This window comes from Micromonospora sp. NPDC049836 (genome assembly GCF_044465125.1).
Lineage (GTDB): Bacteria > Actinomycetota > Actinomycetes > Mycobacteriales > Micromonosporaceae > Micromonospora.
Map to the genome: position 1 here is coordinate 57959 of NZ_JBITLH010000011.1, position 26752 is coordinate 84710.

General features: G+C 73.0%; 25 protein-coding genes and 3 tRNA genes. 15 read left to right on the top strand and 13 right to left on the bottom strand.

Annotation, left to right across the window (positions count from 1 at the left end; all coding sequences use genetic code 11):
• Nucleotides 1–66: 66 nt before the first annotated feature.
• The gene (locus ACIBPB_RS25860; RefSeq protein ID WP_396842051.1) at nt 67–1134 is read right to left on the bottom strand and encodes an LCP family protein; all 1068 of its coding nucleotides are present in this window, start codon (nt 1132–1134) and stop codon (nt 67–69) included.
• A 126-nt stretch (nt 1135–1260) separates the two neighbouring features.
• Here ACIBPB_RS25860 and ACIBPB_RS25865 point away from each other — a divergent pair, with 126 nt between their 5' ends.
• Both ACIBPB_RS25865 and ACIBPB_RS25870 read left to right on the top strand, forming a co-directional pair.
• Nucleotides 1261–2094, top strand: coding sequence for a class I SAM-dependent methyltransferase (locus ACIBPB_RS25865; protein ID WP_396842052.1), 834 nt, complete (start codon nt 1261–1263; stop codon nt 2092–2094).
• Between the two features lie 74 nt (nt 2095–2168).
• On the top strand, nt 2169–3146 hold the full coding sequence (locus tag ACIBPB_RS25870; RefSeq protein WP_396842053.1) for an expansin EXLX1 family cellulose-binding protein: 978 nt from the start codon (nt 2169–2171) through the stop codon (nt 3144–3146).
• Between the two features lie 102 nt (nt 3147–3248).
• Here ACIBPB_RS25870 and ACIBPB_RS25875 read toward each other — a convergent pair whose 3' ends face one another.
• From ACIBPB_RS25875 to bcp, 4 genes are all read right to left on the bottom strand, one after another.
• Complete coding sequence (locus ACIBPB_RS25875) at nt 3249–3779, bottom strand: GNAT family N-acetyltransferase (RefSeq protein ID WP_396842054.1); 531 nt, start codon at nt 3777–3779, stop codon at nt 3249–3251.
• Nucleotides 3780–3868: 89 nt separating this feature from the next.
• A tRNA-Leu gene (locus ACIBPB_RS25880) sits at nt 3869–3942 on the bottom strand.
• Complete coding sequence (locus tag ACIBPB_RS25885) at nt 3933–4529, bottom strand: HNH endonuclease signature motif containing protein (protein ID WP_396842055.1); 597 nt, start codon at nt 4527–4529, stop codon at nt 3933–3935. Before ACIBPB_RS25885 ends, ACIBPB_RS25880 begins: the two co-directional genes overlap by 10 nt.
• A 31-nt stretch (nt 4530–4560) precedes the next feature.
• Nucleotides 4561–5031 carry a thioredoxin-dependent thiol peroxidase gene (bcp, locus tag ACIBPB_RS25890; RefSeq protein ID WP_396842056.1) on the bottom strand — a complete coding sequence of 157 codons (471 nt, stop codon included), beginning with the start codon at nt 5029–5031 and terminating at the stop codon, nt 4561–4563.
• Between the two features lie 120 nt (nt 5032–5151).
• On the opposite strand from bcp, the gene ACIBPB_RS25895 reads away from it, so the two are divergent.
• The 4 genes from ACIBPB_RS25895 to ACIBPB_RS25910 are packed head-to-tail and all read left to right on the top strand — an operon-like array spanning nt 5152 to nt 7915.
• Entirely contained in the window at nt 5152–5871 is a 720-nt protein-coding gene (locus tag ACIBPB_RS25895; RefSeq protein WP_396842057.1) for an energy-coupling factor ABC transporter permease, read from the top strand.
• The gene (locus tag ACIBPB_RS25900; protein ID WP_396842058.1) at nt 5868–6359 is read left to right on the top strand and encodes a PDGLE domain-containing protein; all 492 of its coding nucleotides are present in this window, start codon (nt 5868–5870) and stop codon (nt 6357–6359) included. Before ACIBPB_RS25895 ends, ACIBPB_RS25900 begins: the two co-directional genes overlap by 4 nt.
• A 15-nt stretch (nt 6360–6374) precedes the next feature.
• Complete coding sequence (gene cbiQ, locus ACIBPB_RS25905; RefSeq protein ID WP_396842059.1) at nt 6375–7145, top strand: cobalt ECF transporter T component CbiQ; 771 nt, start codon at nt 6375–6377, stop codon at nt 7143–7145.
• Nucleotides 7142–7915, top strand: a complete 774-nt coding sequence (locus tag ACIBPB_RS25910) for an energy-coupling factor ABC transporter ATP-binding protein (protein WP_396842060.1) — start codon at nt 7142–7144, stop codon at nt 7913–7915. The genes cbiQ and ACIBPB_RS25910 overlap by 4 nt, the downstream gene beginning before the upstream one ends.
• A gap of 88 nt (nt 7916–8003) precedes the next feature.
• Here ACIBPB_RS25910 and ACIBPB_RS25915 read toward each other — a convergent pair whose 3' ends face one another.
• The 4 genes from ACIBPB_RS25915 to ACIBPB_RS25930 are packed head-to-tail and all read right to left on the bottom strand — an operon-like array spanning nt 8004 to nt 10948.
• Entirely contained in the window at nt 8004–9104 is a 1101-nt protein-coding gene (locus ACIBPB_RS25915; RefSeq protein ID WP_396842061.1) for a hypothetical protein, read from the bottom strand.
• Complete coding sequence (locus ACIBPB_RS25920) at nt 9101–9817, bottom strand: DsbA family protein (RefSeq protein ID WP_396842062.1); 717 nt, start codon at nt 9815–9817, stop codon at nt 9101–9103. The genes ACIBPB_RS25915 and ACIBPB_RS25920 overlap by 4 nt, the downstream gene beginning before the upstream one ends.
• Entirely contained in the window at nt 9810–10334 is a 525-nt protein-coding gene (locus ACIBPB_RS25925; RefSeq protein WP_396842063.1) for a MauE/DoxX family redox-associated membrane protein, read from the bottom strand. Before ACIBPB_RS25925 ends, ACIBPB_RS25920 begins: the two co-directional genes overlap by 8 nt.
• Nucleotides 10335–10366: 32 nt before the next feature.
• Nucleotides 10367–10948, bottom strand: coding sequence for a sigma-70 family RNA polymerase sigma factor (locus tag ACIBPB_RS25930; RefSeq protein ID WP_396842064.1), 582 nt, complete (start codon nt 10946–10948; stop codon nt 10367–10369).
• A 259-nt stretch (nt 10949–11207) separates the two neighbouring features.
• Between ACIBPB_RS25930 and ACIBPB_RS25935 the strand changes: the two genes are divergently transcribed.
• The 3 genes from ACIBPB_RS25935 to ACIBPB_RS25945 all read left to right on the top strand — a co-directional run bounded on the left by ACIBPB_RS25935 (nt 11208) and on the right by ACIBPB_RS25945 (nt 14741).
• Nucleotides 11208–12890 (top strand): copper resistance CopC/CopD family protein, encoded by a 1683-nt coding sequence (locus ACIBPB_RS25935; RefSeq protein WP_396842065.1) that lies wholly within the window; start codon nt 11208–11210, stop codon nt 12888–12890.
• 18 nt (nt 12891–12908) lie between these two features.
• Nucleotides 12909–13643, top strand: a complete 735-nt coding sequence (locus ACIBPB_RS25940; protein ID WP_396842066.1) for a YcnI family protein — start codon at nt 12909–12911, stop codon at nt 13641–13643.
• A 177-nt stretch (nt 13644–13820) separates the two neighbouring features.
• Nucleotides 13821–14741 (top strand): hypothetical protein, encoded by a 921-nt coding sequence (locus ACIBPB_RS25945; RefSeq protein WP_396842067.1) that lies wholly within the window; start codon nt 13821–13823, stop codon nt 14739–14741.
• Between the two features lie 124 nt (nt 14742–14865).
• Here ACIBPB_RS25945 and ACIBPB_RS25950 read toward each other — a convergent pair whose 3' ends face one another.
• Complete coding sequence (locus tag ACIBPB_RS25950; RefSeq protein ID WP_396842068.1) at nt 14866–16152, bottom strand: glycosyltransferase family 87 protein; 1287 nt, start codon at nt 16150–16152, stop codon at nt 14866–14868.
• 77 nt (nt 16153–16229) lie between these two features.
• Between ACIBPB_RS25950 and orn the strand changes: the two genes are divergently transcribed.
• Both orn and ACIBPB_RS25960 read left to right on the top strand, forming a co-directional pair.
• Nucleotides 16230–16820 (top strand): oligoribonuclease, encoded by a 591-nt coding sequence (gene orn / locus ACIBPB_RS25955; RefSeq protein ID WP_357317351.1) that lies wholly within the window; start codon nt 16230–16232, stop codon nt 16818–16820.
• A gap of 89 nt (nt 16821–16909) precedes the next feature.
• A tRNA-His gene (locus tag ACIBPB_RS25960) sits at nt 16910–16985 on the top strand.
• Between the two features lie 89 nt (nt 16986–17074).
• Here ACIBPB_RS25960 and ACIBPB_RS25965 read toward each other — a convergent pair.
• Together ACIBPB_RS25965 and ACIBPB_RS25970 are read right to left on the bottom strand one after the other, a co-directional pair.
• Complete coding sequence (locus tag ACIBPB_RS25965) at nt 17075–18361, bottom strand: Ig-like domain-containing protein (RefSeq protein ID WP_396842069.1); 1287 nt, start codon at nt 18359–18361, stop codon at nt 17075–17077.
• A gap of 213 nt (nt 18362–18574) precedes the next feature.
• Nucleotides 18575–19834 carry an Ig-like domain-containing protein gene (locus tag ACIBPB_RS25970; protein WP_396842070.1) on the bottom strand — a complete coding sequence of 420 codons (1260 nt, stop codon included), beginning with the start codon at nt 19832–19834 and terminating at the stop codon, nt 18575–18577.
• Nucleotides 19835–20011: 177 nt separating this feature from the next.
• Between ACIBPB_RS25970 and ACIBPB_RS25975 the strand changes: the two genes are divergently transcribed.
• Nucleotides 20012–20087 (top strand) — tRNA-Lys (locus tag ACIBPB_RS25975).
• Between the two features lie 312 nt (nt 20088–20399).
• On the opposite strand, the gene ACIBPB_RS25980 is transcribed toward ACIBPB_RS25975, so the two are convergent.
• Entirely contained in the window at nt 20400–21428 is a 1029-nt protein-coding gene (locus ACIBPB_RS25980; protein ID WP_396842071.1) for a hypothetical protein, read from the bottom strand.
• A 411-nt stretch (nt 21429–21839) separates the two neighbouring features.
• Here ACIBPB_RS25980 and ACIBPB_RS25985 point away from each other — a divergent pair, with 411 nt between their 5' ends.
• The 3 genes from ACIBPB_RS25985 to ACIBPB_RS25995 all read left to right on the top strand — a co-directional run bounded on the left by ACIBPB_RS25985 (nt 21840) and on the right by ACIBPB_RS25995 (nt 26732).
• A complete protein-coding gene (locus ACIBPB_RS25985) occupies nt 21840–22514 on the top strand; it encodes a hypothetical protein (RefSeq protein WP_396842072.1) in 675 nt (224 codons plus the stop codon).
• A gap of 19 nt (nt 22515–22533) precedes the next feature.
• A complete protein-coding gene (locus tag ACIBPB_RS25990; RefSeq protein ID WP_396842073.1) occupies nt 22534–23820 on the top strand; it encodes a DUF6884 domain-containing protein in 1287 nt (428 codons plus the stop codon).
• Nucleotides 23821–24035: 215 nt separating this feature from the next.
• Complete coding sequence (locus ACIBPB_RS25995; protein WP_396842074.1) at nt 24036–26732, top strand: BNR-4 repeat-containing protein; 2697 nt, start codon at nt 24036–24038, stop codon at nt 26730–26732.
• Nucleotides 26733–26752 lie beyond the last annotated feature (20 nt).

Consider the following 26752-nt stretch of genomic DNA (forward strand, 5'->3'; position numbering starts at 1 on the left):
CACGGGCGATCGAAGGATACGAGCGGGTCAGTCACGCCGCCAGAGCCGCCCCGACAAACCGGGGTCCTACTTTCCGGCGGAAAGGATGTCCGGAACCGCGTCGCGGCGGACCGCGTCGAACAGCACCTTGGCCTTCGCGTTGTCGGGGAGCACCACGCTCTCCGTGCCGATCCGGCCGGTTCCCTTCACCGGGCAGGTGAAGAAACCCAGGTTGCCACTGCGCAGGTGACGCAGCTCCATCGCGAGGTCCACAAGCGACATCGACTTGTCCACCGACGCCGAGTTCGCGGTCGCCTTGATGAATGCGTTCAGCTTGGTCGGGCTGCTCAGCGTGCCGCCGGAAGCCGCCTTGTCCAGGATCGCCTTGATGACCTGCTGCTGGTGCTTGATCCGGGTGAAGTCGCCGTTGGCGAAGGCGTACCGCTCGCGGGCGTAATCCAGCGCCGTGGCGCCGTCCATGGTCTGCCGGCCCTTGGTGAACTCCCGCCGGCCGTCCGGGTTCAGCGAGTGCGTCGAGGTGAAGCTCTGCTCCACGTCGATGTCGATGCCACCCAGGGCGTCGACGATCTCCTTGAAGCCGGAGAAGTCGACCATCGCCACGTGATCGACCCGGACGCCGGTGAACTTCTCCACGGTCTGCACCATCAGCGGCACCCCGCCCCAGGCGTACGCCGCATTGATCTTGGCATCGCGGCCGCCGCGGCCGGCCGCGGACCGCGGGATGGCGGTCCAGGTGTCCCGCGGGATCGAGATGAGCTGCGCGCTCGACCGGTCCTTCGGCAGGTGGGCCACGATGATCGTGTCGCTCCGCGAGCCGCCCGTGTTCTCCGGATCGCGCGAGTCGCTGCCCAGGATCATGATGTTCATGGCGCCCTTGGCCACCACCTGCGGCCGGGACTCCTCGGGCACCCCGGTGAACGCGTCCACCCGGTCGATCGAGGAGTTGACCGAGCGGTAGTAGAGGCCACCGGCGAGCAGACCGCCACCGGCCAGCAGCACCAGCACCAGCAGCACGATCAGGGCGATTCGCCGACCGCGTCGGCGACGCGGACGCGGCGCGGGCGCGCCGTCGGGATCCACTTCGGACGCCGGGAAGCGGGTGTCGGGGTCGGCGAGCTGGTGACGGTCTGACATGGGTGCGATGCTACTGACTCGGAATTCGGCTCGGGGACCCTCGTCCGGCCGGTCAATACCGCCCACCCGGACGGCGGGTCGGAACTTTCCTCGCCAGCCCCGCTGTGAACTGGTACAACGGCTGAGGTGGACGCAACGAAGCTCCGGCGGGCCGTCGCCCGTACGCCACTGGCACCCGTCGCCGCCTTCCCCACCCGGCTGGCCCGGGTGGCCCGGCACGACGCCCGGGTGCTGGCCACCTCCGCCCGGTGGCTGCTCACCTCGCGCGAACACCACAACTACACGTACGACCTCACCACGCTGAGCCGGCACCACCTGGCCTGGTACGTCAGCATCGTCTGCGACGTGCCGGTCCGGCAGGTGCGCGACTGGTTCGCCGAGATCGAGGGCGACGAGAAGCTGCGCCGGCACATCGAGACCGCCACCGCCACCGCGTCCCGCCGTGGCCTCGCCGACCGGCACGTCCGCTACGCCCGCCGGATCGGCTGGTACGCCATCGTCCGCGCCCGCACGCCCCGGCACGTGGTGGAGACCGGCGTGGACAAGGGGCTCGGCAGTTGCGTGCTGGCCGCCGCGCTGCTCCGCAACGCCGCCGAGGGTCACCCCGGCCGGCTCACCTCCCTCGACATCAACCCGGACGCCGGCTACCTGGCCCGCGCCACCCCCTGGGCCGAGGTGGTCGACCTCGTCATCGGCGACTCCGTCGCCTCCATCCGCGCCCTCGACCGGCCCGTCGACCTGTTCCTGCACGACAGCGACCACAGCCGGGTGCACGAGAGGAGCGAGTTCGCCGCCGTCGAGCCGCAACTCGCCCCCGGCGCGCTGCTGCTCACCGACAACGTGACCGCCACCAACGTCCTGGCCGAGCACGCCGAGCGGACCGGGCGGCGCTTCCTCGCCTACCGGGAGACCCCCGCCCGGCACTGGTACCCGGGCGACGGGATCGGCGCCGCCTGGTGACCGGGCAGCCGCGGGCTTAGCTTTCGCTCAGCCCGCTTGTCCCCGGGCGCGCCGGTCCGGCAGCATCGACCGGCGTGACCGACGGCAGCGCCCCCACCGACCCCGACGACGGTTCCGCGCGGACCGGCCCCGGCCGCCGCCGGGCCACTGCCGGCCGCCGTCGCCGGCTCACCGCCGGCGCGGCCGTCGCGCTCGCCGCCCTGCTCGGCGTCGTCCTCGCGGTACGCGGCGGCGCCGCCCCCGCCTGCGCCACGCCGCCCCGCGCGCTGCCCGCCGCCGCACCGTTGGGCACCGCCGTCCACAGCGGCAAGGCGACCTTCTACGACTCGAAGGGCGCCGGCGGCAACTGCTCCCGCCCCGCCGCCCCCGACAACCGGCGCTACGTCGCCCTCGGACCCGCCGAGTACGCGGCCGGCGCGGCCTGCGGCGGCCACCTCGACGTCACCGGCCCGAAGGGCACCGTCCGGGTCCTCGTCATGGACCAGTGCCCCGAGTGCGAAGCCGGCCACCTCGACCTCTCCGCCGAGGCGTTCGCGAGGATCGCCGACCCGGTGCAGGGCGTCGTGCGGGTCAGCTACCGCGCGGTGGTGAACCCGCCGCTGCCCGGCCCGCTCACCTTCCGGATCAAGGAGGGCGCCTCCCGGTGGTGGTTCGCCGTCCTCGTCGGCGACCACGGCAACCCGCTGCGCTCCGTCGAGGTACGGCAGAACGGCGCCTGGCGCGCCGCCGCCCGCCAGGACTACAACTACTGGCTCATCGACTCCGGCGCCGGACCCGGCCCGTACACCATCCGGGTCACCGACGCGTACGGGCACCGGGCCACCGCCACCGGCATCCGGCTGCTCCCCGGCCAGACGCAGCGCAGCACGGTCCGGATGTACGGCGGCGCCGCCGGCCCGGCCCGTACGACGGCGCCCGGCCGCTCGGCGTCGGCCCGGCCCCGGCCGCGCGCCTCGACCAGCCCGACGGTCAGCCCGTCCGGTACCCCCGCCGTGGACGCGGCCGTCGCCGCGCCGGTCATCCCGGACCCGGCGCCCGCCGCGTGCGGCTGAGGCCGCTCCCGGCCGCACGCCGGCCCGTCGTGGAGGGCGGCCCGCGAATGGCCGCTGTCCGGGGTTGACGGCCGGCCGGGTCGGCGGGTCCGGTGGGTGGGGTCAGGCCGCCGGTGCCGCCAGGTCGAGCCACATGAGGACCTCGTCCCGGTCGTCGCCCGGGGCCAGCCGCAGCGCGCCCGGCAGCCGGCCCACCTCCCGGTACCCGAGCCGCGCGTAGAACGACTCCAGTCCCAGCCCGCCGCGGACCGTGACGTGCAGCGCACCCAGCCCCGCCGCCCGGCAGATCCGCTCGGCCTCGCGCATCAGCGCGGCGCCGTACCCGCGCCCCTGGGCGTCCGGGTGCACCATCACCCGCTTGAGCACCCGCCAGTGGTCCTTCAGCGGGAACCGGTGGTCCACGATGATCAGCATGCCGACCGGGCGTTCCCCGGCGTAGCCGACCAGCAGCCGGTCCGGCCCGTCCGCGATGCCGGCGAAGGCCGCCTCGGCGACCGGACGGACGTCGGACGCGCTCACCGGGGCGACGAAGCCGACCGCGCCGCCGGCGTTCGTGGCCGCCACCCAGAGCGCGACGAGGTGGTCGTGCAGCCGCGGGGTGAGGACCGGGTCGAGGACGAAGTGCAAGCTCACGCCCGTCATCGTGCGCCGGACGGCGCGGCGGGAACCCGCCTTCGTGACCATCGCGACACTACCTGACGCCGGAGGGCGTCAGGAACGAGTAGGGCCGACGGGATTCGAACCCGCACTGGCGCGGACCTAAACCGCGTGCCTCCTGCCGTTGGGCTACGGCCCCTTGACGGTGTACACCGTCACCTTCAACGACCATTCTGGCCGACGCCGAAGGCGTCTGCCGATCGGGAAGCCGGTCGGTGTCACAGCCTCCGGATCGTAGACCACATCCGGGGCCACCACGGCCGGCCTCCGGTTGCCGGCGTACGTGGCGGTCTGGCTGTGGCAGTTCGGGCAGAGCAGCCGCAGGTTGAGCGGTCGGTTGTCGAGGAAGTCACCGTTGATGTGATCGACGTGCAAGGTCAGCGGCGCTCCCTGCCAGCTGGCACCGATGCCGCAGACCTCGCACTCCTCGGGCAGGCCGATCGCGTTGAGCGCCCGCTTCAGGCGGGCTCCCGGAACCCGGCGGCCGCCCTCGGGACGCCTCGTCAGGAGCGCCGTTACCGGAGTGCGTACGCCTCGCCCACCCTTGTTGTGCCGCTGCCCGGTGAAGTGCGAGGTGTCGATGTGGAAGCGCTTGAGCTGCCGGCTGATGTGCGCGTGCGAGCCGCCGCTGATCCGCACCCCGAGCAGCCGCATGACCTCGGTGACGCTGCGGGCCCGCGCCGCCGCTGCCGCCAGCACCTCGGGCGAGTACTTGTAGCGAACCACGCACGGACGGTAGCGGCGGCGTGCGACAGATTCAGTCGAGACCGAGGTCGCGGCGCAGCTTCGCGACGTGTCCGGTGGCCTTGACGTTGTAGAGCGCCCGTTCGATCTTCCCGTCCTCGTCCACCACGAAGGTGGACCGGATCACGCCGGTGACGGTCCGGCCGTACATCTGCTTCTCGCCGTACGCGCCGTACGCGGTCAGCACTGCCTTGTCGGTGTCGGCGACCAGCGGGAAGGTGATGGCGTCGCGCTCGCGGAACGTGGCCAGCTTCTGCGGCTTGTCGGGGGAGATGCCGACGACCTCGTAGCCGGCGGCCTGGAGCGAGGCGAGCGAGTCGCGGAAGTCGCAGGCCTGCTTGGTGCAGCCGGGGGTCATGGCGGCCGGGTACGCGTACAGGATGACCTTGCGGCCGCGCAGGTCGGCCAGGGAGAGGGTCCCGCCGCTGTCGGTGGGGAGGGTGAAGTCGGGGGCGGGGTCGCCGGGGCTGAGGCGGTCGGTCATGGCGGTGACGATACCGCCGCCGGGCGGGGTGGGTCGGGTGGTGACGCGCCCACCGTGATGATCACGACGGCTTGTTGCAAGGGATTGGCAACAACGGCTCTCCACAAATAAGCTCGGCTCGTGGAAACCCTGGCGATGCACATCTCCAACGGGATCATCGACGGTCCCGTTGCCGCGATCTTCGCGGCGCTCGCGTTCGCCGCGCTCACCCTCTGTGTGCTGCGCGGTCGCCGCGACCTCGACGACCGGCTGGCGCCGATGGCCGGCCTGGTGGCCGCGTTCATCTTCGCCGTGCAGATGCTCAACTTCCCGATCTTCACGGCCGGGGTGAGCGGTCACCTGCTCGGCGGCGCGCTCGCCGCGCTGCTGGTCGGCCCGTGGGTCGGCGCGCTCTGCGTGGCCGTGGTGCTGGTCGTGCAGGCGCTGGTCTTCGGTGACGGCGGGGTCGCCATGCTGGGCCTCAACATCACCAACATGGCGCTGCTCGGTACGGCGGCGGCGTACCTGCTGGTCGCGCTGCTGCTGCGGGTGCTGCCGCGCACCCCGGCCGGCCTGGCCGTCACGGCGTTCGTCTCGGGGCTGGTCAGCGTCGTGGTCGCGTCCCAGGGTTTCGTGCTCCAGTACTGGCTGGGCGGCACCACCGACCTGGGCGGCAACCTGGCCGGGCTGGCCGGCACGATGGCCGGGGTGCACCTGCTGATCGGCATCGGCGAGGGCCTGATCACCGCGACCACGGTGGTCACCGTCGCGAAGGTCCGCCCCGACCTGGTGTACGCGCTGCGCGCCCTGAAGCCGGCCGCGCCGGCTCCCGCCGTCCCGGTCGCCGGAGGTGCCCGATGAGCAAGCGGTCCTGGCCCTTCCTCCTCGGCGGCCTGCTGGTCGCCCTGCTGCTCGCCGGCGTGGTCAGCAACTACGCCTCGGCGCACCCGGACGGGCTGGACTCGTCGCTGCTCAAGGGCTGCACGGTGGACGCCGACGGCGAGATCACCGGCGGCAGCTGCCCGGCCCAGCAGGCCCGGGCGCACGAGTTGGCGGACAGCCCGCTCGCCGACTACGGCGTCCGTGGCGTACGCGACGGTTTCCTCTCCACCGGCCTCTCCGGGGTGCTCGGCGTGCTGCTCACCTTCGCCCTCGGCGGCGGCCTGTTCTGGCTGGCCCGCCGGCGCGGCCCGGCGACCGACCCGGCGACCGACCCGGCCGGCGCCGGCGGCGACCCGACCGCCGCCGGCCCGGGCGACGCGACGGCCGACGCCACCGCCGGCCCGGGCGGGCGGCCCGCCGGCGACGAGACCTCTGCCGCGCGCGCGACCCGCGCCGGCACCCGCTGAGGGGGTACGCGACCGATGGGCGCCGGGCATGCGCACGTGCTCTACCGCGAGTCGTCCTCCCCGGTGCACCGCCTCGCGCCGGAGGTGAAGATCGCCGCGATGGTGCTGTTCACCGTCGCGGTGGTGGCCACGCCCCGGGAGGCGTACTGGGCCTTCGGCGGGTACGCGCTGCTGGTGGCGGGGGTGGCGGCGCTGGCCCGGGTCGGGCCGCGCTGGTTGGCGAGCCGGGCGCTGATCGAGCTGCCGTTCGTGCTCTTCGCGTTCGCGCTGCCGTTCCTCGGCGCCGGTGCGCGGGTCGAGGTGGCCGGGCTGAGCCTCTCCGTGGACGGGCTGCACGGCGCGTGGAACATCCTGGCCAAGGGGACGCTGGGCGTGCTCGCCTCGCTGCTGCTGGCGGCGACCACGACGACCCGCGACCTGATCGTCGGCCTGGACCGGCTGCGCTGCCCGCAGGTGTTCACCCAGATCGCCACGTTCATGCTGCGCTATCTGGACGTGCTGGTGGGTGAGGCCCGGCGGATGCGGGTGGCCCGGGTCTCCCGGGGCGACGACCCGCGGTTCCTGTGGCAGTTGCGCGGCTTCGCGGCCGGGGTGGGCGCGCTGTTCCTGCGCGCGTTCGAGCGGGGCGAGCGGGTCTACCTGGCGATGGTGTCGCGCGGCTACACGGGCCGGATGCCCGAGGTGTGGCAGGGCGGCGGCGCGGCCACCGCCGGGCAGTGGGCGGCCGCCGCGACGGTGCCGCTGATCGCGGCCACCATCGCCGCCGTCGCGCTCGTGCTGACATGATCGGGTACGTGCAGCAGCCGCCCTCCCTGGACGTCCGTGGCGTCCGGTACGCGTACCCGGACGGTCACGTCGCCCTGCACGGGGTGGACCTGACCGTGCCGCGCGGCGACCGGGTGGCGCTGCTCGGCCCGAACGGCGCCGGCAAGACCACCCTGGTGCTGCACCTCAACGGCATCCTCGCGCCGGCCGAGGGGACGGTCAGCGTGGGTGGCCTGACGGTCAGCCGGGACCGGGACACCCTCGCGGAGATCCGTCGCCGGGTGGGCATCGTCTTCCAGGATCCCGACGACCAGCTCTTCCTGCCGACGGTGGCCGAGGACGTGGCGTTCGGCCCGGCGAACCTGGGGCTGCGCGGGGCCGAGCTGGCCGCCCGGGTGGACGAGGCGCTGGCCGCGGTGGGGATGGGCGAGCACCGGGACCGGGCCCCGCACCACCTCTCGTTCGGGCAGCGGCGGCGGGTGGCGGTGGCCACCGTGCTGGCGATGCACCCGGAGATCCTGGTGCTCGACGAGCCGTCGTCGAACCTCGACCCGGCGGCCCGGCGGGAGCTGGCGGAGATCCTGCGCGGCCTGCCGGTGACCCTGCTGATGGTCACCCACGACCTGCCCTACGCGGCCGAGCTCTGCACCCGTTCGGTGATCCTGGACGAGGGCCGGATCGTCGCCGACGCCCCCACCCTCGACCTCCTCACCGACCCGTCGCTGCTGGCCGAGCACCGCCTCGAACTGCCGTACGCCTTCGACCCGCGCGCCGTCCCCCGCCCCTGCTGACCCGCGCGTCGGGGACCGGACGGCTGACCCCGGCCGGGCGATCGGCACAGCGGGCCGACCGGGCGAGGCCGCGGCGCCGGGCCGGGGGTCAGCGGGGGACGGGACGCGCGGACCCCGGGCGGGCGGTACGGGCGGTACGGGCGGCGGTGTGCAGCCGCAGCAGACCGGCGGCGGTCGCGCCGGCCCCGGTGGCCAGGACGAGCGTCACCAGGAGGCGGGCCAGGCCGGCCGGCCCGGCCACCGGCGCCACCGCGCGGGCCAGCACGGCCAGGTTCGGCACCCCGGCGAAGAGCACCAGGCAGGCCCCGGCCAGGGTGACCGGGAAGTCGGCGGCCGCCCGGCGGGCCAGCGCGTACCCGCCGGCCGCGACCGCGCCGAGCCCGGTGAGCAGCGTCCAGGTCTGCCCGGTGAGCAGCCCGAGCGCCAGCCCGCCCGGCCCGTCGGCCCCGGCGTCCAGGGCCCGGCCGACGGCGGTCGCCACGGCGGCCAACCCGCCGAGGGTGAGCAGGGCCGCGACCGCGCGCAGCGCGCGGACCCCGGCGGGCGTGCCGGCCGGCGCCAGCCCGGCCGCGCCGAGCAGCAGGAAGCCGAGCGTGGCGGCGGCCCACCACGGGTACGGGTCGGGCGGCGGCAGCCAGTCGAGGGTGCCGCGTACCTCGACGGTCCGGTCCCCGGCGCGCAGCGGCACCACCCAGTCGCGGATCCGGTGCTCGCGGCCGGGGTCGGCGCTGACCTGGGCGGGCGGTGCCGGGTCGAGCCAGAGCGTCCGCTGGTCGTGCCAGCGGGCCGTCGGGCCGTCGCCGATCCGCCGCCAGACCGGGGTGGCCGCCGGGTCCACCTCGGGGGGGAGCCGGGTGTCGCCGGCGATGGTGCGGTTCAGATAGGTGGCGGGGGAGCGGGTGTTCTCGTACACCCCGCCCGGCCCGACGCGCAGGTAGGGCTCGCCGGAGTAGCCGAGCACCTCGACGTCGGTGCCGGTGCGGTTGGTCAGCTCCAACCGGGCGCCGGCCTCCACCAGTCGGGCGGTGAGGCCGGGCCGGCCCGGGGCGACCGCGGTCACGGTGGCCCGGTAGTCGGTGCCGTCGGGGGCGTCCGCGCCGTGCGCGGCGGCCGGGCTGGCGAGGGTGAGGAGGGCGGCGAGCGCGGCGAGGACGACCAGCCCCGCCCGCCGCAGTGGCGCCGGGTTCACTTGCCGGCCGCCTCCACCGCTGCCCGGAGCCCCTCGGGGGAGCGGTCCTCGACGTCCCGGCCGTTGACCTTGATGGTCGGGGTGCCGGTGACGCCGGCCTTGCTCGCCTCGTCGGTGACGTGTTCGGTCCACGACCGGTAGGTGCCGTCCTGGACGCAGGAGGCGAAGTCGTCGCGGTTCAGCCCGACCCCCGCGCCGATGTCGATCAGCTCGTCGTTGCTGAGCCCGGCGCTGTTCTCCGGCGGCTGCCTGGCGAAGAGCTGGTCGGTGAACTCGCTGAACTTGCCGCCCTTGGCGGCGCAGCCGGAGGCGGCCGAGGAGCGGGTCGAGTACTCGGTGGTGGAGAAGCGGTTGAGGAAGGCGACCGGGTGGAAGACCACCTTCGCCTTGCCCTCGCTGACCAGCTGCTTGAGGGTCGCGCCGCTGGTCTCCTGGAACTGCCGGCAGGCCGGGCACTGGTAGTCCTCGTACAGGTCGATGGTGACCTTGCCGGTGCCCTCGACGATGCCGGAGCCGGCGTCGTTGGCCCCGGGCGGGGCCGTGAAGCTGGTCGACTTCTGGCTGGAGTACACGGCCCAGCCGATGCCGCCGGCGATGAGCAGCACCAGCACCGCGGCGATCGTGGTCCAGATGGTCCGTCGGCGGCGCTGCTCCCGGGCGAGCTGCTGGCGGACCATCCGGGCCGCGTCCTTCTGCCCCTTGCGACTACTCATCCTCGTCCTCCATGGAAGGTGCGCCCGTCAGCCAGCCGTCCACCGCGAACGGGGTGCGGGGCCAGCACAGCAGGAATCCGGCCAGCACCAGGAAGCCCAGGTCCCGGAGGATCTCCGGCAGGTAGCTCGGGGCCTGGCCGGCGGCGAGCTGGCCGCCGCTGCCGAAGCACCCGCAGTCGATGGCCAGGCCGCGCGCCCAGGCCGAGGCGATGCCGGCGATGAAGACCACCAGCAGCGCCGCGCCGACGCCGGCGGCCAGCCGGGTGGCCAGCCCGACGAGCAGGAGTACGCCGAGGGCCAGCTCGACGAAGGGCAGCGCGGCGCCGATCGCCGCGGCCACGTCGTACGGCATGAGCTGGTAGGCGTTGACGGCCCGGCCGGAGGCGCCGAGGTCACCGACCTTGCTGCCGCCGGCGTAGAGCCAGACGGCGGCGAGCCCGAGCCGGGCGGCGATGCCCAGCCAGGGCCGGAGGGTGGTCCAGCGGGAGGCCGGGACGCGAGGTGTGCTCACGCTCATTGGTCGCCTGGGTTCCGTGATTGGTTCCATCGTCAACCGGTCAACGCGTCGCCGGCGGCGTCGACCAGGTCGGCGCGGGCCCGGGCGACCCGGGAGCGGATGGTGCCCACCGGCACCCCCTCCACCGCGGCCGCCTCGGCGTACGACAGGCCGAGCAGTTGGGTGAGCACGAACGCGGCGCGCCGCTCGGCGGGCAGCCGGCGGACCAGGTCGGTGGCGCCGAACTCGCCGGCCGGGTCGGGGTACGGCCGGTCGGTGGCGGCGTGCGCCGCCAGCCGTTCGTCCAGCCGGCGCCGCCGGATCACCGTGCGCAGGTGGTCGGCGCAGGTCCGGCGGGCGATGCCGAGCAGCCAGGTACGCGCGCTGGAGCGCCCCTCGAAGCCGGGCAGCGCCCGGAACGCCCGCAGGTACGTCTCCTGGGTGAGGTCGTCCGCGCTGTCCGGGTCGACCAGGGCGGCGGCGAACCGCCAGACCTCGGCCTGGGTGGCCCGGACGAAGGCGGCCGGTGCGGCCGGGTCGCCGTCGCGGGCGGCCAGCGCCCAGCCGGTCGCCCGGTCCGGGGCGGTGCCCGGCGTCGGGCCGTCGGCGGGGGTGTCGCGCGGGGCGGGGGTCACGACAGTCGAGGTTACGCGGGGTATCTGTGGGTGACAGGGTCCTTCGACCCATTCCATGACCCGGGCCACGCCGGGAACTTTTCCCGCCGGTTTCCCGACTACCCGACATGACGTGCGACGACGTACGCGTGGTGCGGTCGGCGTGGCGGGCGTCCGCCGCCGCCCGGGCCGGCGCGGCGTGGCGCCGTCCGCGGCCCGGTGCGGGGCGCGGATGAGGCCGGTTCGCCGCACGCGGGTCGGGTCGGGAAGCATGACGGTCATGACTGCTGCCGTACGCCGCCGGCCCGTGGCCGTGGCCGACCGTCGCTGGGCCGCCCGGCTGGGTGCCGCCGCCGGTCTGCTGGTCACCCTGCTCGCCCTGCTGCTCGCCCCGGCCACCCCGGCCAGCGCCCACGCGGTGCTGGTGAGCACCAGTCCGACCGCCTCCGCCGTGGTGCCGAGCGCGCCCGCCGAGGTGGTGCTGACCTTCAGCGAGGGGGTCCGCAAGGTCCCGGACAAGATCCGGGTGATCGCGCCGGACGGCTCCCGGGCCGACCGTGGTGAGCCGATCTTCAAGGGCACGGTGGTGACCATCCCGGTGGACTCCTCCGGGGCGCGCGGCACCTACCTGGTGAGCTACCGGGTGATCTCCGCCGACAGCCACCCGGTCTCCGGCGCGTTCACCTACTCGGTGGGCGCGCCGTCGACGCCGCCCAGCGACTCCGGCACGAACACCCGCGCCGACCCGGTGGTGGGCAACGCGGTCAAGGTCGCCCGGTACGCCGGGTACGCGGGCCTGCTGCTGCTGGTCGGCCCGGCGCTGGTGCTGGCCGCGCTCTGGCCGCGCCGGCTGTCCCGCCGCGGCCCGGCCCGGCTGGCCTGGTCGGGGCTGGGCCTGCTGGCCGTGGCCACCCTGGCCGAGCTCTGGTTGCAGGTGCCGTACACCAACGGCGGCGGGTTGTTCGAGGTGACCGGCGCGGGCCTGGGCGACGTGCTCGGCAGCACGTACGGCACCGCGCACCTGGTCCGGCTCGGGCTGCTCGCGGCGGCGGCGTTCCTGCTCCGCCCGCTCTTCACAGGCCCGGTCGGCCGGGCCGACGCGGTGATCCTGGCCGTCCTGGCCGGGGCGGGGCTGTTCACCTGGCCGCTGGCCGGGCACCCGGCGGCCTCCCCGGCGCCGGCGGTGTCGGTGGTGGTGGACGCGGTGCACCTGGGCAGCATGGCCGTCTGGCTGGGCGGCCTGGTGATGCTCGCGGTGTTCCTGCTGCGCCGCGCCGACGAGCGGGAGCTGGACGCGATCCTGCCGATCTGGTCCCGCTGGGCGGCGCTGGCGGTGGCCGCGCTGCTGCTGGCCGGCACGGTGCAGGGGCTGATCGAGGTGGCCAGCCTGTCCGCGCTGGTCGACACCACGTACGGTCGGCTGCTGCTCGCCAAGATCGTCCTGTTCGCGCTGGTGATCGGGGTGGCCGCGTACTCCCGGTCGCTGGTGCGCCGGCGCAGCGCGGCGGGCCGGCCGGGGGCGATGCGCCGGGCGGTGCTGGCCGAGCTGGTGATCACCGCGGTGGTGCTCGGCGTGTCGGCGACCCTGGTGCAGACCACCCCGGCCCGCACCGCCGGCGCCGACGTGGCCGGGGCGCCCACCGGCTACTTCTCCGCCACGCTGGCCAGCCCGCTCTACTCCCTCCAGGTCGAGCTGGACCCGGCCGAGCGCGGCAACAACTCGCTGCACCTGTACGCGTACACGAAGGACAACCGGCCGCAGCCGGTCAAGGAGTGGAAGGCGACCGCCGCGCTGCCGTCGGCCGGCATCGAGCCGATCGAGATCCCGCTGCTGCCGCTGACCGACAACCACGCCACCGGTGAGATCAACCTGCCGGCGGCCGGGCGGTGGGAGTTCCGGTTCACCGTCCGCACGTCCGACATCGACCAGGCCACGGTGACCGCCACCGTGCCCGTCACGTAACGAGAGGCGCTCCGACCCATGATCCGACTCCGGCGTACCGCAACCGCCGCCGCGCTCACCGTCACCGTCGTGGCCACGGCCGTGCTCGGCCTGGCCGGGGCCGCCTCGGCGCACGTCACGGTCAACCCGAAGGAGGCGACCCAGGGCGGTTACGGCCGGTTCGCGTTCCGGGTGCCCAACGAGAGTGACACGGCGTCGACCACCAAGGTCGAGGTGAACCTGCCGGAGAACGCCCCGGTCGGCTCGGTGTCGACGATGCCGGTGCCGGGCTGGACGGTGGCGGTGCAGAAGCGCAAGGTCGACCCGCCGATCGACGTGCACGGCAGCCAGCTCACCGAGGCGGTGTCCAAGCTGACCTGGACCGCGACCGCCGGCGGCGTGAAGCCGGGCGAGTTCCAGGAGTTCCCGGTCTCGATGGGGCCGCTGCCGCAGGTCGACCGGATGGTCTTCAAGGTGCTGCAGACCTACTCCGACGGCAACGTGTCCCGCTGGATCGAGGAGCCGACCCCCGGCGCGGAGGAGCCGGAGGACCCGGCCCCGGTGCTCACCCTGACCGCCGCTTCGGCGTCGGCCGGGCCGTCCGCCCCGGCGGCGAGCGCCCCGCCGGCCGCCCGCGCTGACGACGACGAGGAGGACGCCGACTCCGCGGCCATCGCCCTCGGGGTGGCCGGTCTGGTCGCCGGCCTGGCCGGCCTGGTGCTCGGCGGACTGGCGTTCCGGCGTACCCGTCGGGAGCCCACGCCGAGGGCCTGACCCGCGTCCGTGTCGCCGGTCCGTCGGATCCTCCGGCGGGCCGGCGGGCGTTGCGGGCTCCTTGCGGCGCTTGCCGTGGATATCCGCTGATTGCGTGGTTCGCGTCGGTAAGGTCGGCCGGGTAATTGGCTACCGAGGGAGACGACGCGAATGCGGTTCGTGCGAACGATCGCCGGCATGCTGCTCTTGACCGTGGGGGTTCCGGCGCTGCTGGCCGGCGTCGGCCTCTGGGTCGCCGCCGAGCACGCCGACCCGGACGGCGGCTTCGGCGCCCGCGTCGAGACCCTCCGCACCCCCGGGCAGGCCGTGCTGGTCACCGATGTGGACCGCCTGCTGCGCGCGGAGGCGCCGTTCGCCCGGACCGGCTCGGCCCGGCTGCGGTTGACCGCCCGGACCGCCGACGGCCCGGCCTTCCTCGGCCTCGCCCCCCGCGAGGAGGTGGGACGCTGGCTGGCCGGCGCCCCGCACGCCACCGTCGAGCGGATCGCGCTCACCCGCGGCCCGCTGCCGGTGCGGCTGGCCCCGGCCGGCCCGGCCACCGCCGGCGGCGTCACGGTGGCTCCGGCGGACCAGGGCTTCTGGGTACGCGAGGGGATCGGTGCGCTGGAGTGGAGCCCGGCCGACCTGGCCGGGCAGTCGCTGAGCCTGGTGGTGATGCGGCCGGACGGGCGCGCCGAGCTGGCCGTGACGCTGCGGGCGGAGGTGCGGGCCGGCTGGTTCCCGGGCGTCGCCTGGGCGCTGCTGGCCGGTGGGCTGTTGCTGGTCGCCCTCGCCGGGGTGCTGCTGCTGCGGCGGGTGCGGCCCCGGGAGGTGGTCTTCGTCGTCGAGCCGGACCAGGTGCCGGTGCTGGCCGGCCGGCTCGGGGTGACGTCGCTGAGCGGCCTGGGCGCGCCGCCGCCGCTGCCCGAGCGGCAACTGGTCGCCGTCGGGTCGGCGCACGCCGAGCGGGGCCGGGCGGCGATCGGTCCGGTGCCGAGCCGGCGCCCGGCGACGCTGGCCGACCTGCCGGACGCCGCCTGGTCGTGGCCGCCGGTCGGTGTCGCCGAGACGCCGCGCCCGGCGCCCGTGGACGGCGCCGCGCCGCCGGCCGACGCCTGAACTCCGGCCCGGAACGGCGGTGGCCCCCCGCGCTGCCGACGCGGAGGGCCACCGTCACCGGGGGAATCGGTGCTACCTGGGAGAAACTTGAGGTAGTTGGGACCAGATTAGCGCTGAAACGGCGTCAGTCGCGAGATCTGTCCAGTTGATGCACGTTTCCCGGGGTGCCGGGGGCGCGCGCCGGACGCCGGGTCGGCAGCACCACCAGCAGCAGCAGGCTGAGCAGCACGTACGCGTTGCGGGCGACGAACTCCCCGGGGTCGTCGGTGCGTACCGGGGTGATCCCCCAGTCCTCGAACGTCACCACCCCGTAGATGATCACGAACGTGGTGCCCACCGCGAGGGTGAGCAGCCAGCGGCGCCGACGGACCCCGGCCGGCGTGTCCCGCCCGCTGTCCAGGGTGGCGTCGACCAGCACCACCACCGCCGGGATGAACCAGTACAGGTGGTGGGTCCAGGTGATCGGGCTGACCAGCCCGCCGACCAGGCCGGTCAGGGTGAGCCCGGCCAGCGCGTCCCCGGCCCGCGCCGCCCGGGCCGCCCGCCACAGCCCGTACCCGGTCACCGCCAGCACCAGCAGCAGCCAGGGCACCTGGGCCGGCTTCTCCGGCACGGTGAGCCGGCTGAGCAGGCCGAACAGCGACTGGTTGCCGGTGTAGTCGGTGCGTCCCACCCGGTCGGTCGCCCACAGCTCGTGGGTCCAGAAACGCCACGAGTCGGCCGGCGCCACCGCCGCCGCCAGCAGGGTGGCCAGCGCGGCGGTCGCCGAGGCGAGCAGCGCCGCCCGCCAGCGGCGGGTGGCCAGCAGGTAGAGGATGAAGATGCCGGGGAAGAGCTTGACCGCGGTGGCCAGCCCGACGCCCAGCCCGGCCCAGCGCCGCCCCCCGGGTACGGCGAACAGCAGGTCGGCCAGGATCAGCACCACCAGCAGCATGTTGATCTGGCCGAAGGTGAGCGTCTCCCGGGTGCTCTCCACGGCGAGGACCAGCAGCACCGCGACGACGAGCGGGAACCCCCGGTGCAGGTCGTGCCGGTCGAGCACCGGACGGACCAGCCACCAGGTGGTCAGCACCACGCCGAGCAGGGTCAGCACCGTGAAGATCGCCACCGTGACGCCGAGCGGCAGCAGGGCGAACGGCCGCAGCAGCAGCGCCGCGAACGGCGGGTAGGTGAAGTAGAGCGCCCCCTGCACCCGGTCCGGCTGCACGTAGTCGTAGAGCGGGTGACCGGCCGCCCACCAGTCCATCGCCCGCATGTAGATCTTCAGGTCGAAGAAGTTGTGCACCCGGCCCGGCCAGTAGAGCACCGGCAGGACCGCCGCGATCGCCACCACCGCGACGAGCCGACGCGCCGTACGCCCGCCCGGATCGTCGTCGGTGACGGCGGGCGGTGCGACGGGTTCGGCTGGCACGGGGGCAACCCTAACGGTCCACCGCCGGGCACCGGTGCTCCAGGCGCGGGCGGGTCGGCGGCGCGTAGTCTGGTCCGGTGGCTGATCTTCTCGTCTGGATCGACTGTGAGATGACCGGGTTGGACCTGGGCCGGGACGCGCTGATCGAGGTCGCGGCGCTCGTCACCGACCCGGATCTCAACGTGCTGGGTGACGGGGTCGACGTGGTGATCCACGCCGACGAGGCGGCGCTCGAGGCGATGCCGGAGATCGTCCGGACCATGCACGCCAAGTCCGGGCTGACCGACGAGGTCCGTCGCTCCGCGGTCACCCTGGCCGAGGCCGAGGATCTGGTCCTCGACTACGTCAGCCAGCACGTGAAGGATCCCCGCACGGCGCCGCTGTGCGGCAACTCGATCGCCACCGACCGGGGCTTCATCGCCCGGGACATGCCGCGCCTCGACGCGCACCTGCACTACCGGATGATCGACGTCTCGTCGATCAAGGAGCTGTGCCGGCGGTGGTACCCGCGGGTGTACTTCGGGCAGCCGCAGAAGGGGCTGGCCCACCGGGCGCTCGCCGACATCCGGGAGAGCATCCGGGAGCTGGAGTACTACCGGCGGACCGTGTTCGTGCCGCTGCCCGGCCCGGACGTGGAGACCGCCAAGGCCATCGCCGCCCAGCTCTGAGCCGTGCGCCCGAACCCGCTGGACGGGGCTGGCCCGGGTGTGGCTATTATTAGTCCGCGCCCGCCCGGCTCGTCCGGCGCGAGAGCATGGTGGCTGTAGCTCAGTTGGCAGAGCACCGGGTTGTGGTCCCGGTTGTCGTGGGTTCAATTCCCATCAGTCACCCCAGCACGACGGAAGCCCCCTCCCGCGGGAGGGGGCTTCCGTCGTTCCCGGTCCGGCCCCCTCCCGCGGGAGGGGGCCGGACCGGGTGGACCTCAGGGGGTCGGCTCGACGCTCGGCTCGCCGGTCGCGTCACCCGGCTCGGCCGGCGGCTCGTACGGCAGGGCGCTGCCCTTGACGTACTCGTCCCAGCTCATGTTCCAGTCGGTCCAGCCGTTGCCGTTCTGGAGCTTGCGCTCGGTGCCCTTGACCGTGATCGGGTCGCCCATCCGGGTGTTGGCGAACAGCCAGGCGCCGTCCTTCATCGAGACGTTCACGCAGCCGTGCGAGACGTTCGTGCGGCCCTGCACGCCCTCGGACCACGGGGCGGCGTGGATGAACTCGCCACCCCAGGTCAGCCGCTGGGCGTAGTCGATCTCGGTGCGGTAGCCCTCCTCCGGGCCCAGCTCCTCCATCGTGTCGAAGACCGTGTGGCGCTTCTTCTCGATCACCACCATGGTGCCGCTGGACGACGGGGTGCTCTTCTTGCCGAGGCTCACCAGGATCGTCTTGACGGCCTTGCCGTTCTTGGTGACCGTCATCCGCTTGGTGCGGTTGTCCACGGTCATCACGAACGACGGACCGATCTTGACGTCGACGGTGAGGTCGGAGCGGCCGTACCAGCCGTCACCGAGCGGCAGGCCACCCGCCTGCACCTTGTAGGTCACCGTGCTGTTGGCCTTCCAGAACTCCTTGGGCCGGTAGTGCACCTCGGTCGGGCTCACCCAGTGCCAGATGCCCTCCTGGGCCGGCTTCGCGGTGACCGTCATCCGGCGCTGCATGTCGTCGCGGTAGTCCTCCGGGATGGCCCGGCCGAACTTCACGATCAGCGGCATGCCCACCCCGACGACCTGGTTGTCGCCGAGGAAGCTGGTGACCCGGACCTGCTTGCCCGGCTTCGCCATGGTGGTGAAGGTGTTGGTCGCGGTGGCGGGCTTGCCGTCGTCACCGGTCGCGGTCACCGTCGCGGTGTAGGTCTCGCCGTACTTCAACGCGCCGTCGGGCAGCCAACTCTTGCCGTCGGCCGCGAGGGTGCCCTCGACGGCCGCGCCGGCGGAGTCCTTCAGCTCGACGGTGGTCTCCGTCGCCTCCTTCGTGGTGAAGGTGACGGCGGTGGCGGCCGGCACGTCCTTGGCGTCGGCGGCCGGCTCGGTGATGGTGGCCGACGCCTTCGGCCCGCTCTCCCCGCCGCCGCCCTGCCAGCTCGACCCCTTGTCCCCGCCGCCGCCGGTGCAGGCGGAGGTCAGGGCCAGCGTGGCGGCCAGCACCGCGGCAGCGAACCCGCGGCGTGCCCCGCGCCGGGTGGTGCCGGGCCGGATCAGCTCGTCCTGGCTGTCTCGCATGATTCCCTCACAGTCGTGGTCCCCGGTCCCATCGTTCCCTACAGACGCACGACTACGGATACCCGTTGCCTGACGTGAACCGGAACACGCGAGCCGGATGTAACGATTCTGGTATCTTGCGCCGCTGTGCGCAGGGGCTGATCTCTGTTTCCGGGGCCGGGACCAGGCCGACCGTGACCGAGATCGCTCCCGGCCACGGTACATTCGCCGAGCTCAGAAGGGCGAACCGGTGCCGCCGTCGGGCACCGGGACGGCGCTGCCGGCGACGAACTCCGACCAGCTCAGGTTCCACGCCGTCCAGCCGTTGCCCGCCTCCAGCCGGCGCGGGGTGCCGCGCACGGTCACCGGGTCACCGACCAGCGTCCGGTCGAACAGCCACCGGCCGTTGGCCATCGAGACGTTCACGCAGCCGTGCGAGACGTTCGTCCGGCCCTGCACCCCCTCGGACCAGGGGGCGGAGTGGATGTACTCGCCGCCCCAGGTCAGCCGCTGGGCGAAGTCGATCTCCGTGACGTACCGGTTGCGCGGGTCCGCCTCGTCCCGGGTGTCGAAGACCGTCGACTCCTTCTTCTCCATCACCACCATGGTGCCGCTGGAGGAGGGGGTGCTCTTCTTGCCGAGACTGACCGGCACGGTCCGGATCAGCGTGCCGTTCTCGTACACGGTCATCCGCTTGTTGGCGTTGTCCACCTTCATCTCGAACTGGCGGCCGATCTTCGCGGTCGCGCTCCGGTCGACGTTGCCGTACCGGCCGTTGCTCAGCGGGACGCCGGCCAGGGCCAGCCGCACGGTGAGGGTGGTGCCCGGCTTCCAGTACTGCGGCGCGCGGTAGTAGGCCTGCGTGCCGCTGGGCAGCCAGTGCCAGGCGCCCGGCTGGGGCGGATCCGTCTGCACGAACATCCGCCGCTGCACCGCGGCCCGGTCCTTCTTCGGGATCCCCGGCGAGAACTCCGCCACCACCGGCATCGCCACGCCGTACGTCCGGCCGCTGAACAGGTACAGGCCGGAACCGATCATCGACTTCGGCCGGGCCATCGTGGTGAAGGTGCTGCTGCCCTGGTGCGTCGAGCCGTCCGGGCCGGTCCCGGTCACCGTGGCGGTGTAGCGGGTGGCGTACTTCAGCGGGGCGGACGGCACCCAGGACGAGCCGTCGCGGCGCAGCCGGCCCGCGACCGGCTTGCCGTTGGCGGCGGTGAGGACCACCTTCGTCACCGTCCCGCCGCCGGGGACGGTCGCGCTGATCTCGGTGCTGACCGGCCGGCGCTGGGCGCCGTCGGCCGGGGTCAGCCGCAGCGGCGCCGCCGCCACCGGCGGTGTGCCCGCCGGGGTCGCGCTGGCGCTCGGCTGGGCCTGCTGGCTGCCGGAGACGAACGTCGGCTTCTTCTTCTGGTCGCCGCCGCACCCGACCAGTGCCAACGACGCCGTGAGGACCAGGACGCCCACCATCGCCCCGGACCGCGCGAACCTGCCCATCCCCACCTCTGTTCTCGCGTGCCTGGCCGCCATCGTGCCGCATCAGGGTGACCGTGCCGGACCCCGGAGTCGCTCTTTGCCCCGTTTTGTCCGGTAACCTCGACCGAAGGGTGGAGGCCGGGATCGGATTGGAAACCGGCTTCGAGGCCGTGCTAATGTTCTTCCCGTTGCCGGCGAGCGCCGCTAGCTCAACTGGCAGAGCAGCGGACTCTTAATCCGCGGGTTCGGGGTTCGAGTCCCTGGCGGCGCACCAATCAAGGCTCTGACCTGGTGGATGTCACTGGGTCGGGGCCTTTTTTGTGTCCGTGGGTGCGGTGGCTCAGTGGGTGCTCGGGAGTCGGTGGACCGCGGTAGTTCCGGTGGACGTGGCGGGGTGCTCCGGGACGCCGGTCGGTGGCTGCCGGTGTGGCTGCGCGAGCGGGACCTGGCACATCTGCCCGCCGACCGGTACGGGGCGTGGCTGGGCCTCCACCGGCCCTGGCCGCATGAGCAGGTGTGGAGGGACCCGACGGCATCGACGATGTGTGTCTCCTACGCCGGGCCGTAGCGGGCGCAGGATCGATGGTCAATGCTCGGCCAGAGTGATGCGAAGCGAGACGAGGTCGCCTGCGGCGTCGCGGTCCGCATATGCGGGAAATACTCCGTCACCCCAGCTGGTCATAGCAAACAAGATCTGTGCGTCGTCGATGGTGATGGTGCCGGTCTCGTTGTCGCTGGCTCGGACCTGCTGCATCACCTGCCAGTGGTGGGAGTGTGGACGGAAGTCGAGTGCCATTCGCCGGCTGGGCTCGGCGTTCTTCCACGCTTCGATGGTCATCGCGCGCCGGAGCGCGGATCGGACGGGTAGGTTCGTCCAGCCGTAGCTGCCTTCGTCTCCGGCGGCAGCGAGGGGGTGGGCGCTGAACTCCGCCGCCGCCGCTCCGGCGGCGGCGCCCCAGAACGCGACGTCGGCTAGCCCATCCAGCGGTTCATCGTGCCGCCACCGGGTGAGCGCGTCAGCGTCGGCGAATGCTAGCCGGGCGGCGTCCACACCGACTGACCCCACGTCTGCCGTCGTGGCGACCGGTGTGTCACGTACCCGCAGGATCATCTCCGACCAGCCGTGCCACGGCCCGTCCGAGCGCCGTGCCTCGACCCTGACGGAGGCGGTGGTGGGCAGCCCATCTACCGCCACCGCAGGTAGACCGAAGACCTGGAACCCTGCAAGGCGTTCGACCGCGCATCGGTGGGCCCGCTCACGATGCGGCACCTGTGCTGCCTCGGGTTGCACGCTGGCATTCCATCCGTGCGCGTGGCAGTGCTGTGCGAACAAGGCCTCCCATTCCGTGGTTCGGGATGCCGGGATGTCGTAGTGGTACCGCGTCGGCCGTCGGGGAAACGACGCTGCCGCTGGTACGGCATCAGGCCCGACCACGACGTAGTCAACGGCCCCGGAGATGTCTGCTCTGAGCTGCGGATCGTCGATACCGAGACCGCGCGGGTCCAGCTCATTCGGCGGGCGCGGTCCGGACCACATACCGAGAATGCCGCCGTCAACGATCACCAGTTCCCCGGACGGGCAGCTGACCCCACCCAGAAAGACGATCTCTCCCATGGCGCGGCAGTCTATGCACCTCCAAGCCGACCCCGCCCCGCCAGGACACGAGGCATTCACCTCTGCTGCCGGTCTAGCAATTGGTTGGCCTGGCGTCGGCTGGGTCGGCGCGGGCGTGCCGGATGGGCAGGGCGTCGGCTTAGCTGCCTTCGGGATATCCACTGCTCGCCGGCGACGAGTCTCTCTTGCTGGGCGGCGAACTCTTCTTGCGGGAGTGGCGTCCAGCGCTTGTCGTGGTAGGGCGCGCGTCGAGATGGAGGAGCGGCGCGTTGGAGAGCCGGCCTCTCCACAGCAGAACACGGCCCCTCATCGCGGACAAGGCTGAGGCATCCGCACGCAGAGGCGCGGCAGAGCCTCCCGATTTTGCACCGGTCCTTCCCGGGTGGTCGAGGCCGCAGACGAGGAGGCATGATGGCCCTCACACTCCTGGGAGGAAGGCGCCGGATGATGTCGATCGCAGGCGACATCGGGGTGACTGCGGTCATGGCCGAGTTGGTCACGAACCGATCGGTATTCCATTCGGAGGCAGACTTCCAGCACGCGTTCGCCCGGACCCTGCACCACATGCGCCCCGCCATCGAGGTTCGGCTGGAGGCCAGACAAGCCGGGGGTGAACACCTCGACCTGTTGTGCTTCGGACCGCACGGACGCACGGCCGTCGAGTTCAAGTACTTCACCGCGAGGTGGGACGGTATCGACCCGGCCACTGGCGAGCCATATCAGCTACGGGAACACGGGGCCGACGACGTAGCCCGCCGCAACTTCATCTTCGATGTCGCGCGTCTGGAACGACTCTTTACGGCCGACGCCACCCTGACGAACGGTCTTGCGATCATGCTGACCAATCATCAAAGGCTGTGGACCACCTCAAACCGATCAACACCCACGCGCGACCAGCAATTTCGCATCCACGAAGGCCGCACCTTGACTGGCACGCTGCGCTGGGGCACCCAGGGCAGCTTCCACTCAGACAACGAGCGGTACCTCAACGGCACCTATCCACTGAGCTGGAACGACTACGCGAACCTCAAGGGCAGGAACGGACAGCTTCGCTGGCTCGGCATCGACATCCGAGCGGCAGGCTAGTTCCGGACAGGAGGCTGCCATGGCGCAGTGGACCGCACTGAGCGTCGCCTTCGCGCGGGGCGAACCATCGGTGCGACTGACGTGGCCGGAACTGGACCGGATGGTCGGTGGACTGCCGCCGTCCGCGGCACGACACCGCGCCTGGTGGTCCGGCGACCGCCCACACGTCCGGGCCTGGCGCTCCGCCGGCTACACGGTCGGACACCTGGTCCTGGGACAAGAGGTCACGTTCCTCCGGACGGCGAGCCGCGAGGAAGGAGTCGATCAGCCATCGGCCCGCGTATCCCGCTCAGAGCGGGCCGCTCGCCCCGATCTCCTCCTTCTTTCCTGTTCGCAAACCAAGCTCGACATGCCGGCACCCGCAAGCCGGCTCTACACCTCCCCCTTGTTCCGGAAGGGGCGGGCTTACGCCGAACAGCTCGGTGTCCCATGGTTCATCCTGTCGGCCGAACACGCGCTCGTCACCCCAGATCAAATCCTGACGCGCTACGAGCGGTACCTCCCCAGCACCTCGGATAAGTACCGAGCCGCGTGGGGCCTCTGGGTGGCCGAACGCCTCGACCTCCTCGCCGGCCCACTGAACGGACGTGTCGTCGAAGTCCACGCCGGGGCGGCATACGTCGATGCCATCGCCTCGCACTTGACGGCCAAGGGCGCCCACCTCGTCGACCCGCTGCGCGGCATGGCCATTGGGGCGCGGCTGCACTGGTACGACACCCAACTGACAGCGGAGGCCCTGAGGCCCATCGTCGACGGACCTGGCGTCGTCATCGTCGACAACGCCGTCGAACGCCTCAGCTCTGGCGATGCTGCGGTTACGCCGAACGAGTTCCTCGCTTCGCAGGGCGCCCACCTGAAAGTTCCTGGCCTCTACAGCTGGTGGGTTGACGAAGCCGGTGCCGCCGATCTGTCTCGCGGACTCCAACTTCCGGTTGCGAGCGGACTGATCTACGCAGGCCTGGCCGGAGCTACCCGATGGCCCAGCGGCAAGCGGTCCACGAACACCCTCTGGTCGCGCATCGCCGGGATGCACCTCGGCGGGAACCACGAGTTCTCCACCTTCCGTCGCACGCTCGGCGCGATCCTGGCGAATGCCGCTGGACTCGACCGTATCGAGGAGAACAGCCTCACCACCTGGATGTATGACCACCTGAAAATCGTCACCGTGCCCTCCGACGACGCGGACACCCTCGGTAAACTGGAGGAAGCCGTGTTGCGGGAGATGAGCCCACCCCTCAACCTCAAAGCCATGACTCGGACGGCTGTCCGGGCCCGCATCACGGAGCTTCGGCGCAGATACGCCTGAACGCCTACGTCCCGCCGCGGTGCCGGCCGGGGCCTTTCGCGTGGGCCGGTGGGGGTGCTCGGCCACCCTTCGGGTGAATCGCGACGACCACCGGCCGGTCCGCCGTCCGCGCGCCTCGACGGTCCACAGAGGAACGGCCGGATCCGTACAATCGATCACTCCTCGCCCCGCGCGTCCGCTGGGGCTGCCCCGCGCCGTCGTAGAGGAGCCCGGTCATGCCCGCCAACCGCAGCGTGCCCAGCCGACGCCCACGAACCGGGCCGGTCCGGGCGCTCGCCGTCGCGGTGGCCGCGCTGCTGGCCGGCGGCGGGCCGGCCGCCGCGGCCGGTGGCGCTTCGGCGGACGCCGCGACCGGCACGGCCGCGGCGGGAACCGTCTCGTTCAGCGACGACTTCCAGCGGACGAACGGGCCGGTCGGCAACGGCTGGGTGGCGCCACGCGGCACCTGGTCGATCGCGGCCGGCGCCGCCCAGGCCACCGGCCCGGCCGAGCGGGTGCTGGTCCGGGACTCGCTGTTCCTCGGCCCGAGCTACGACATCGCCACCTCGCTCGTGCTGCCCGCCCCGGCGGGCTCCACCCGGCTCTGGGCCGGGATCGCCTTCCAGGTCATCGACCATGCCGACGGCACCCAGACGTTCTACACGCTGCGGGCCGGGCAGAGCCAGGCCGACGGGGCGCGGGCCCGGTGGCAACTGGTGCGTATCGACCACTCCGCCGGCGCGACCGACACCGACCTGCTGGGCGAGGGGGATCTCGCCGCCGCCCCCGGCAGCGCGCTGGGCCTGCGGGTGACCGCGACGGCTGACGGCAGGGGAGCCGCCGTCCGGATCACCACGGGCGCGGCCGAGGCGGACCGTACCGTCCCGCTGCGGCTGGCCGACCGGCTCAGCGGCGGCAACGTCGGGCTCTATTCGCAGGCCGGCACCGTCGGGTTGCGCGACTTCACCGTGACCGCCACGACCTCGCCCGGCTACCGCTCGTTCCACGACGGGTTCGACCGGGCCGACGGGGCGGTCGGCAACGGCTGGCGGGTCGCCCGGGGCACCTGGCGCCTGGCCGGCGGCGCCGCGGTCCCGTCCGGCACCGCAGACCGCCTGATGTACCCGAGCGGCCTCACCCTGGGCGCGACGTTCCTGCTCAAGACGTCGCTGACCCTGCCCAAGCCGGCCCTGACCTACCGGCCGTGGACCGGCGTCGCCTTCAACATCGTTGATCACGGAGACGGCACCCAGACCTACTACGTGCTGCGCATCGGCCAGTCCCAGGCGGACGGCGGGCAGGCCCAGTGGCAGCTGGTCCGGATGACCCGGTCGTCGGCCGGCGCGTCCGACGCGCTGCTGGCCGGCGGGGGCGTCGCCGCGCCACCCGGGACCACCCTCAGCGTCAGCGTCGACGCCAAGAACCGGGGCACCGGCGTGCACATCGCCATCGACGGCGCGGGCGTGCCGGCCGGGCAGGCCGTCGACCGGTACGTGGGGCTGCGCTGGCGGGACCTGCTCACCGGTGGCGGCACCGGGGTGTACTCGCAGGGCGGCTCGGTGAGCCTGCCCTTCTTCGCCGCGCAGACCAGCAACGAACCGGCCGTCGTCCCCGCCGAGCCCGGGCCGCTGGACTGTTCGCCCCGCGCCCCCGCCGACTACCCGCTGCCGGGTGCGTCCCGGACCGTCAGCCAGGTCATCGACGTGGGGACCACCTGGGCCGGGCACCCGGTCGACCAGGCGGTCCTGACCACCGACACCGACCAGTACCTGGCGTACTACGACGCCGAGCGCCGGATGACGGTGGCGAAGCGCTCGCTCGACAGCACCACCTGGACGCGCCGGACGCTGGACTCCACGCTCGGCTGGGACAGCCACAACGGCATCACCATGGCGCTGGACAGCACCGGCAACCTGCACGTGGCGGGCAACATGCACGCCGTGCCGCTGGTCTACTTCCGCACCTCGGTGCCGGGCGACGTGTCCACGCTGACCCGGATCCCCACCATGGTGGACAGCTCCGTGGAGGGGTCGGTCACCTATCCGCGCTTCCTCCGGCACACCAACGGCGACCTGCTGTTCAGCTACCGCAACGGGGTCAGCGGCGACGGTGCCAACTACTACAACCGGTACGACCCGGTCAGCCGCACCTGGTCCAGCCTGCTCGGCCGCCCACTCGTCGACGGGGCCGGCCGCAACGGCTACCCCGAGGGTCCGCTGCGCGGGCCGGACGGCTACTGGCATCTGGCGCTGGTCTGGCGGGACACCCCGGACGCCGGCAGTTCGAGCATGCCGTCGTACGCCCGCAGCCGCGACCTGGTCAGCTGGGAGGACAGCGCGGGCCGGCCGCTGGCCCTGCCGCTGACCTACCTCCGGTCCGAGGTCATCGACCCGGTGCCGACCTACGGCGGGGTGGTCAACGGCAACGTCCGGCTCGGCTTCGACGCCGCCGACCGGGTCGTGGTGACCTACACGAAGTACGACGCCGACCTGGGCAACCAGCTCTACGCGGCCCAGCCGGACGGCGCGGGCGGCTGGCGGATCACCCGGCTCACCAGCTGGACCGGCCGGTGGGAGATCCTCGGGTCGGGCACCCTGGCGTTCCCCGTCTCGTTGCAGTCCGCGGCCAGTGGGCTCCCGGACGGCAGGCTGCGGGTGCCGTACACGTGCCGTGGGGTCAAGCGGTCGCTGATCGTCGACCCGTCCTCGATGAGTGTCGTGGCCGACGTGCCCGATCCGGTGCTGCCCAGCGAGATCACCCAGGTGCGGTCGACGTTCCCCGGCATCGGCGTGCGGACCGCGACCTCGGTGGCCGGTGACCGCACGTACGTGCTGCGCTGGGAGAGCATGCCCTCGAACCAGGACCAGCCCCGGCCGGCGGACCAGACACCGCCGGCCCAACCCCTGCAGCTGTACGTGCTGACCACCCCGTGACCGGCGCACCGGGCCGGCGG

Coding starts and splice junctions, on each gene's coding strand:
- ACIBPB_RS25860 (WP_396842051.1), bottom strand. CDS start 1,134: ATGTCAGACCGTCACCAGCTCGCCGACCCCGACACCCGCTTCCCGGCG.
- bcp (WP_396842056.1), bottom strand. CDS start 5,031: ATGACCGACCGCCTCAGCCCCGGCGACCCCGCCCCCGACTTCACCCTC.
- ACIBPB_RS25900 (WP_396842058.1), top strand. CDS start 5,868: ATGAGCAAGCGGTCCTGGCCCTTCCTCCTCGGCGGCCTGCTGGTCGCC.
- cbiQ (WP_396842059.1), top strand. CDS start 6,375: ATGGGCGCCGGGCATGCGCACGTGCTCTACCGCGAGTCGTCCTCCCCG.
- ACIBPB_RS25910 (WP_396842060.1), top strand. CDS start 7,142: ATGATCGGGTACGTGCAGCAGCCGCCCTCCCTGGACGTCCGTGGCGTC.
- ACIBPB_RS25920 (WP_396842062.1), bottom strand. CDS start 9,817: ATGAGTAGTCGCAAGGGGCAGAAGGACGCGGCCCGGATGGTCCGCCAG.
- ACIBPB_RS25925 (WP_396842063.1), bottom strand. CDS start 10,334: ATGAGCGTGAGCACACCTCGCGTCCCGGCCTCCCGCTGGACCACCCTC.
- ACIBPB_RS25935 (WP_396842065.1), top strand. CDS start 11,208: ATGACTGCTGCCGTACGCCGCCGGCCCGTGGCCGTGGCCGACCGTCGC.
- ACIBPB_RS25940 (WP_396842066.1), top strand. CDS start 12,909: ATGATCCGACTCCGGCGTACCGCAACCGCCGCCGCGCTCACCGTCACC.
- ACIBPB_RS25945 (WP_396842067.1), top strand. CDS start 13,821: ATGCTGCTCTTGACCGTGGGGGTTCCGGCGCTGCTGGCCGGCGTCGGC.
- ACIBPB_RS25965 (WP_396842069.1), bottom strand. CDS start 18,361: ATGCGAGACAGCCAGGACGAGCTGATCCGGCCCGGCACCACCCGGCGC.
- ACIBPB_RS25970 (WP_396842070.1), bottom strand. CDS start 19,834: ATGGGCAGGTTCGCGCGGTCCGGGGCGATGGTGGGCGTCCTGGTCCTC.
- ACIBPB_RS25980 (WP_396842071.1), bottom strand. CDS start 21,428: ATGGGAGAGATCGTCTTTCTGGGTGGGGTCAGCTGCCCGTCCGGGGAA.
- ACIBPB_RS25985 (WP_396842072.1), top strand. CDS start 21,840: ATGGCCCTCACACTCCTGGGAGGAAGGCGCCGGATGATGTCGATCGCA.
- ACIBPB_RS25990 (WP_396842073.1), top strand. CDS start 22,534: ATGGCGCAGTGGACCGCACTGAGCGTCGCCTTCGCGCGGGGCGAACCA.
- ACIBPB_RS25995 (WP_396842074.1), top strand. CDS start 24,036: ATGCCCGCCAACCGCAGCGTGCCCAGCCGACGCCCACGAACCGGGCCG.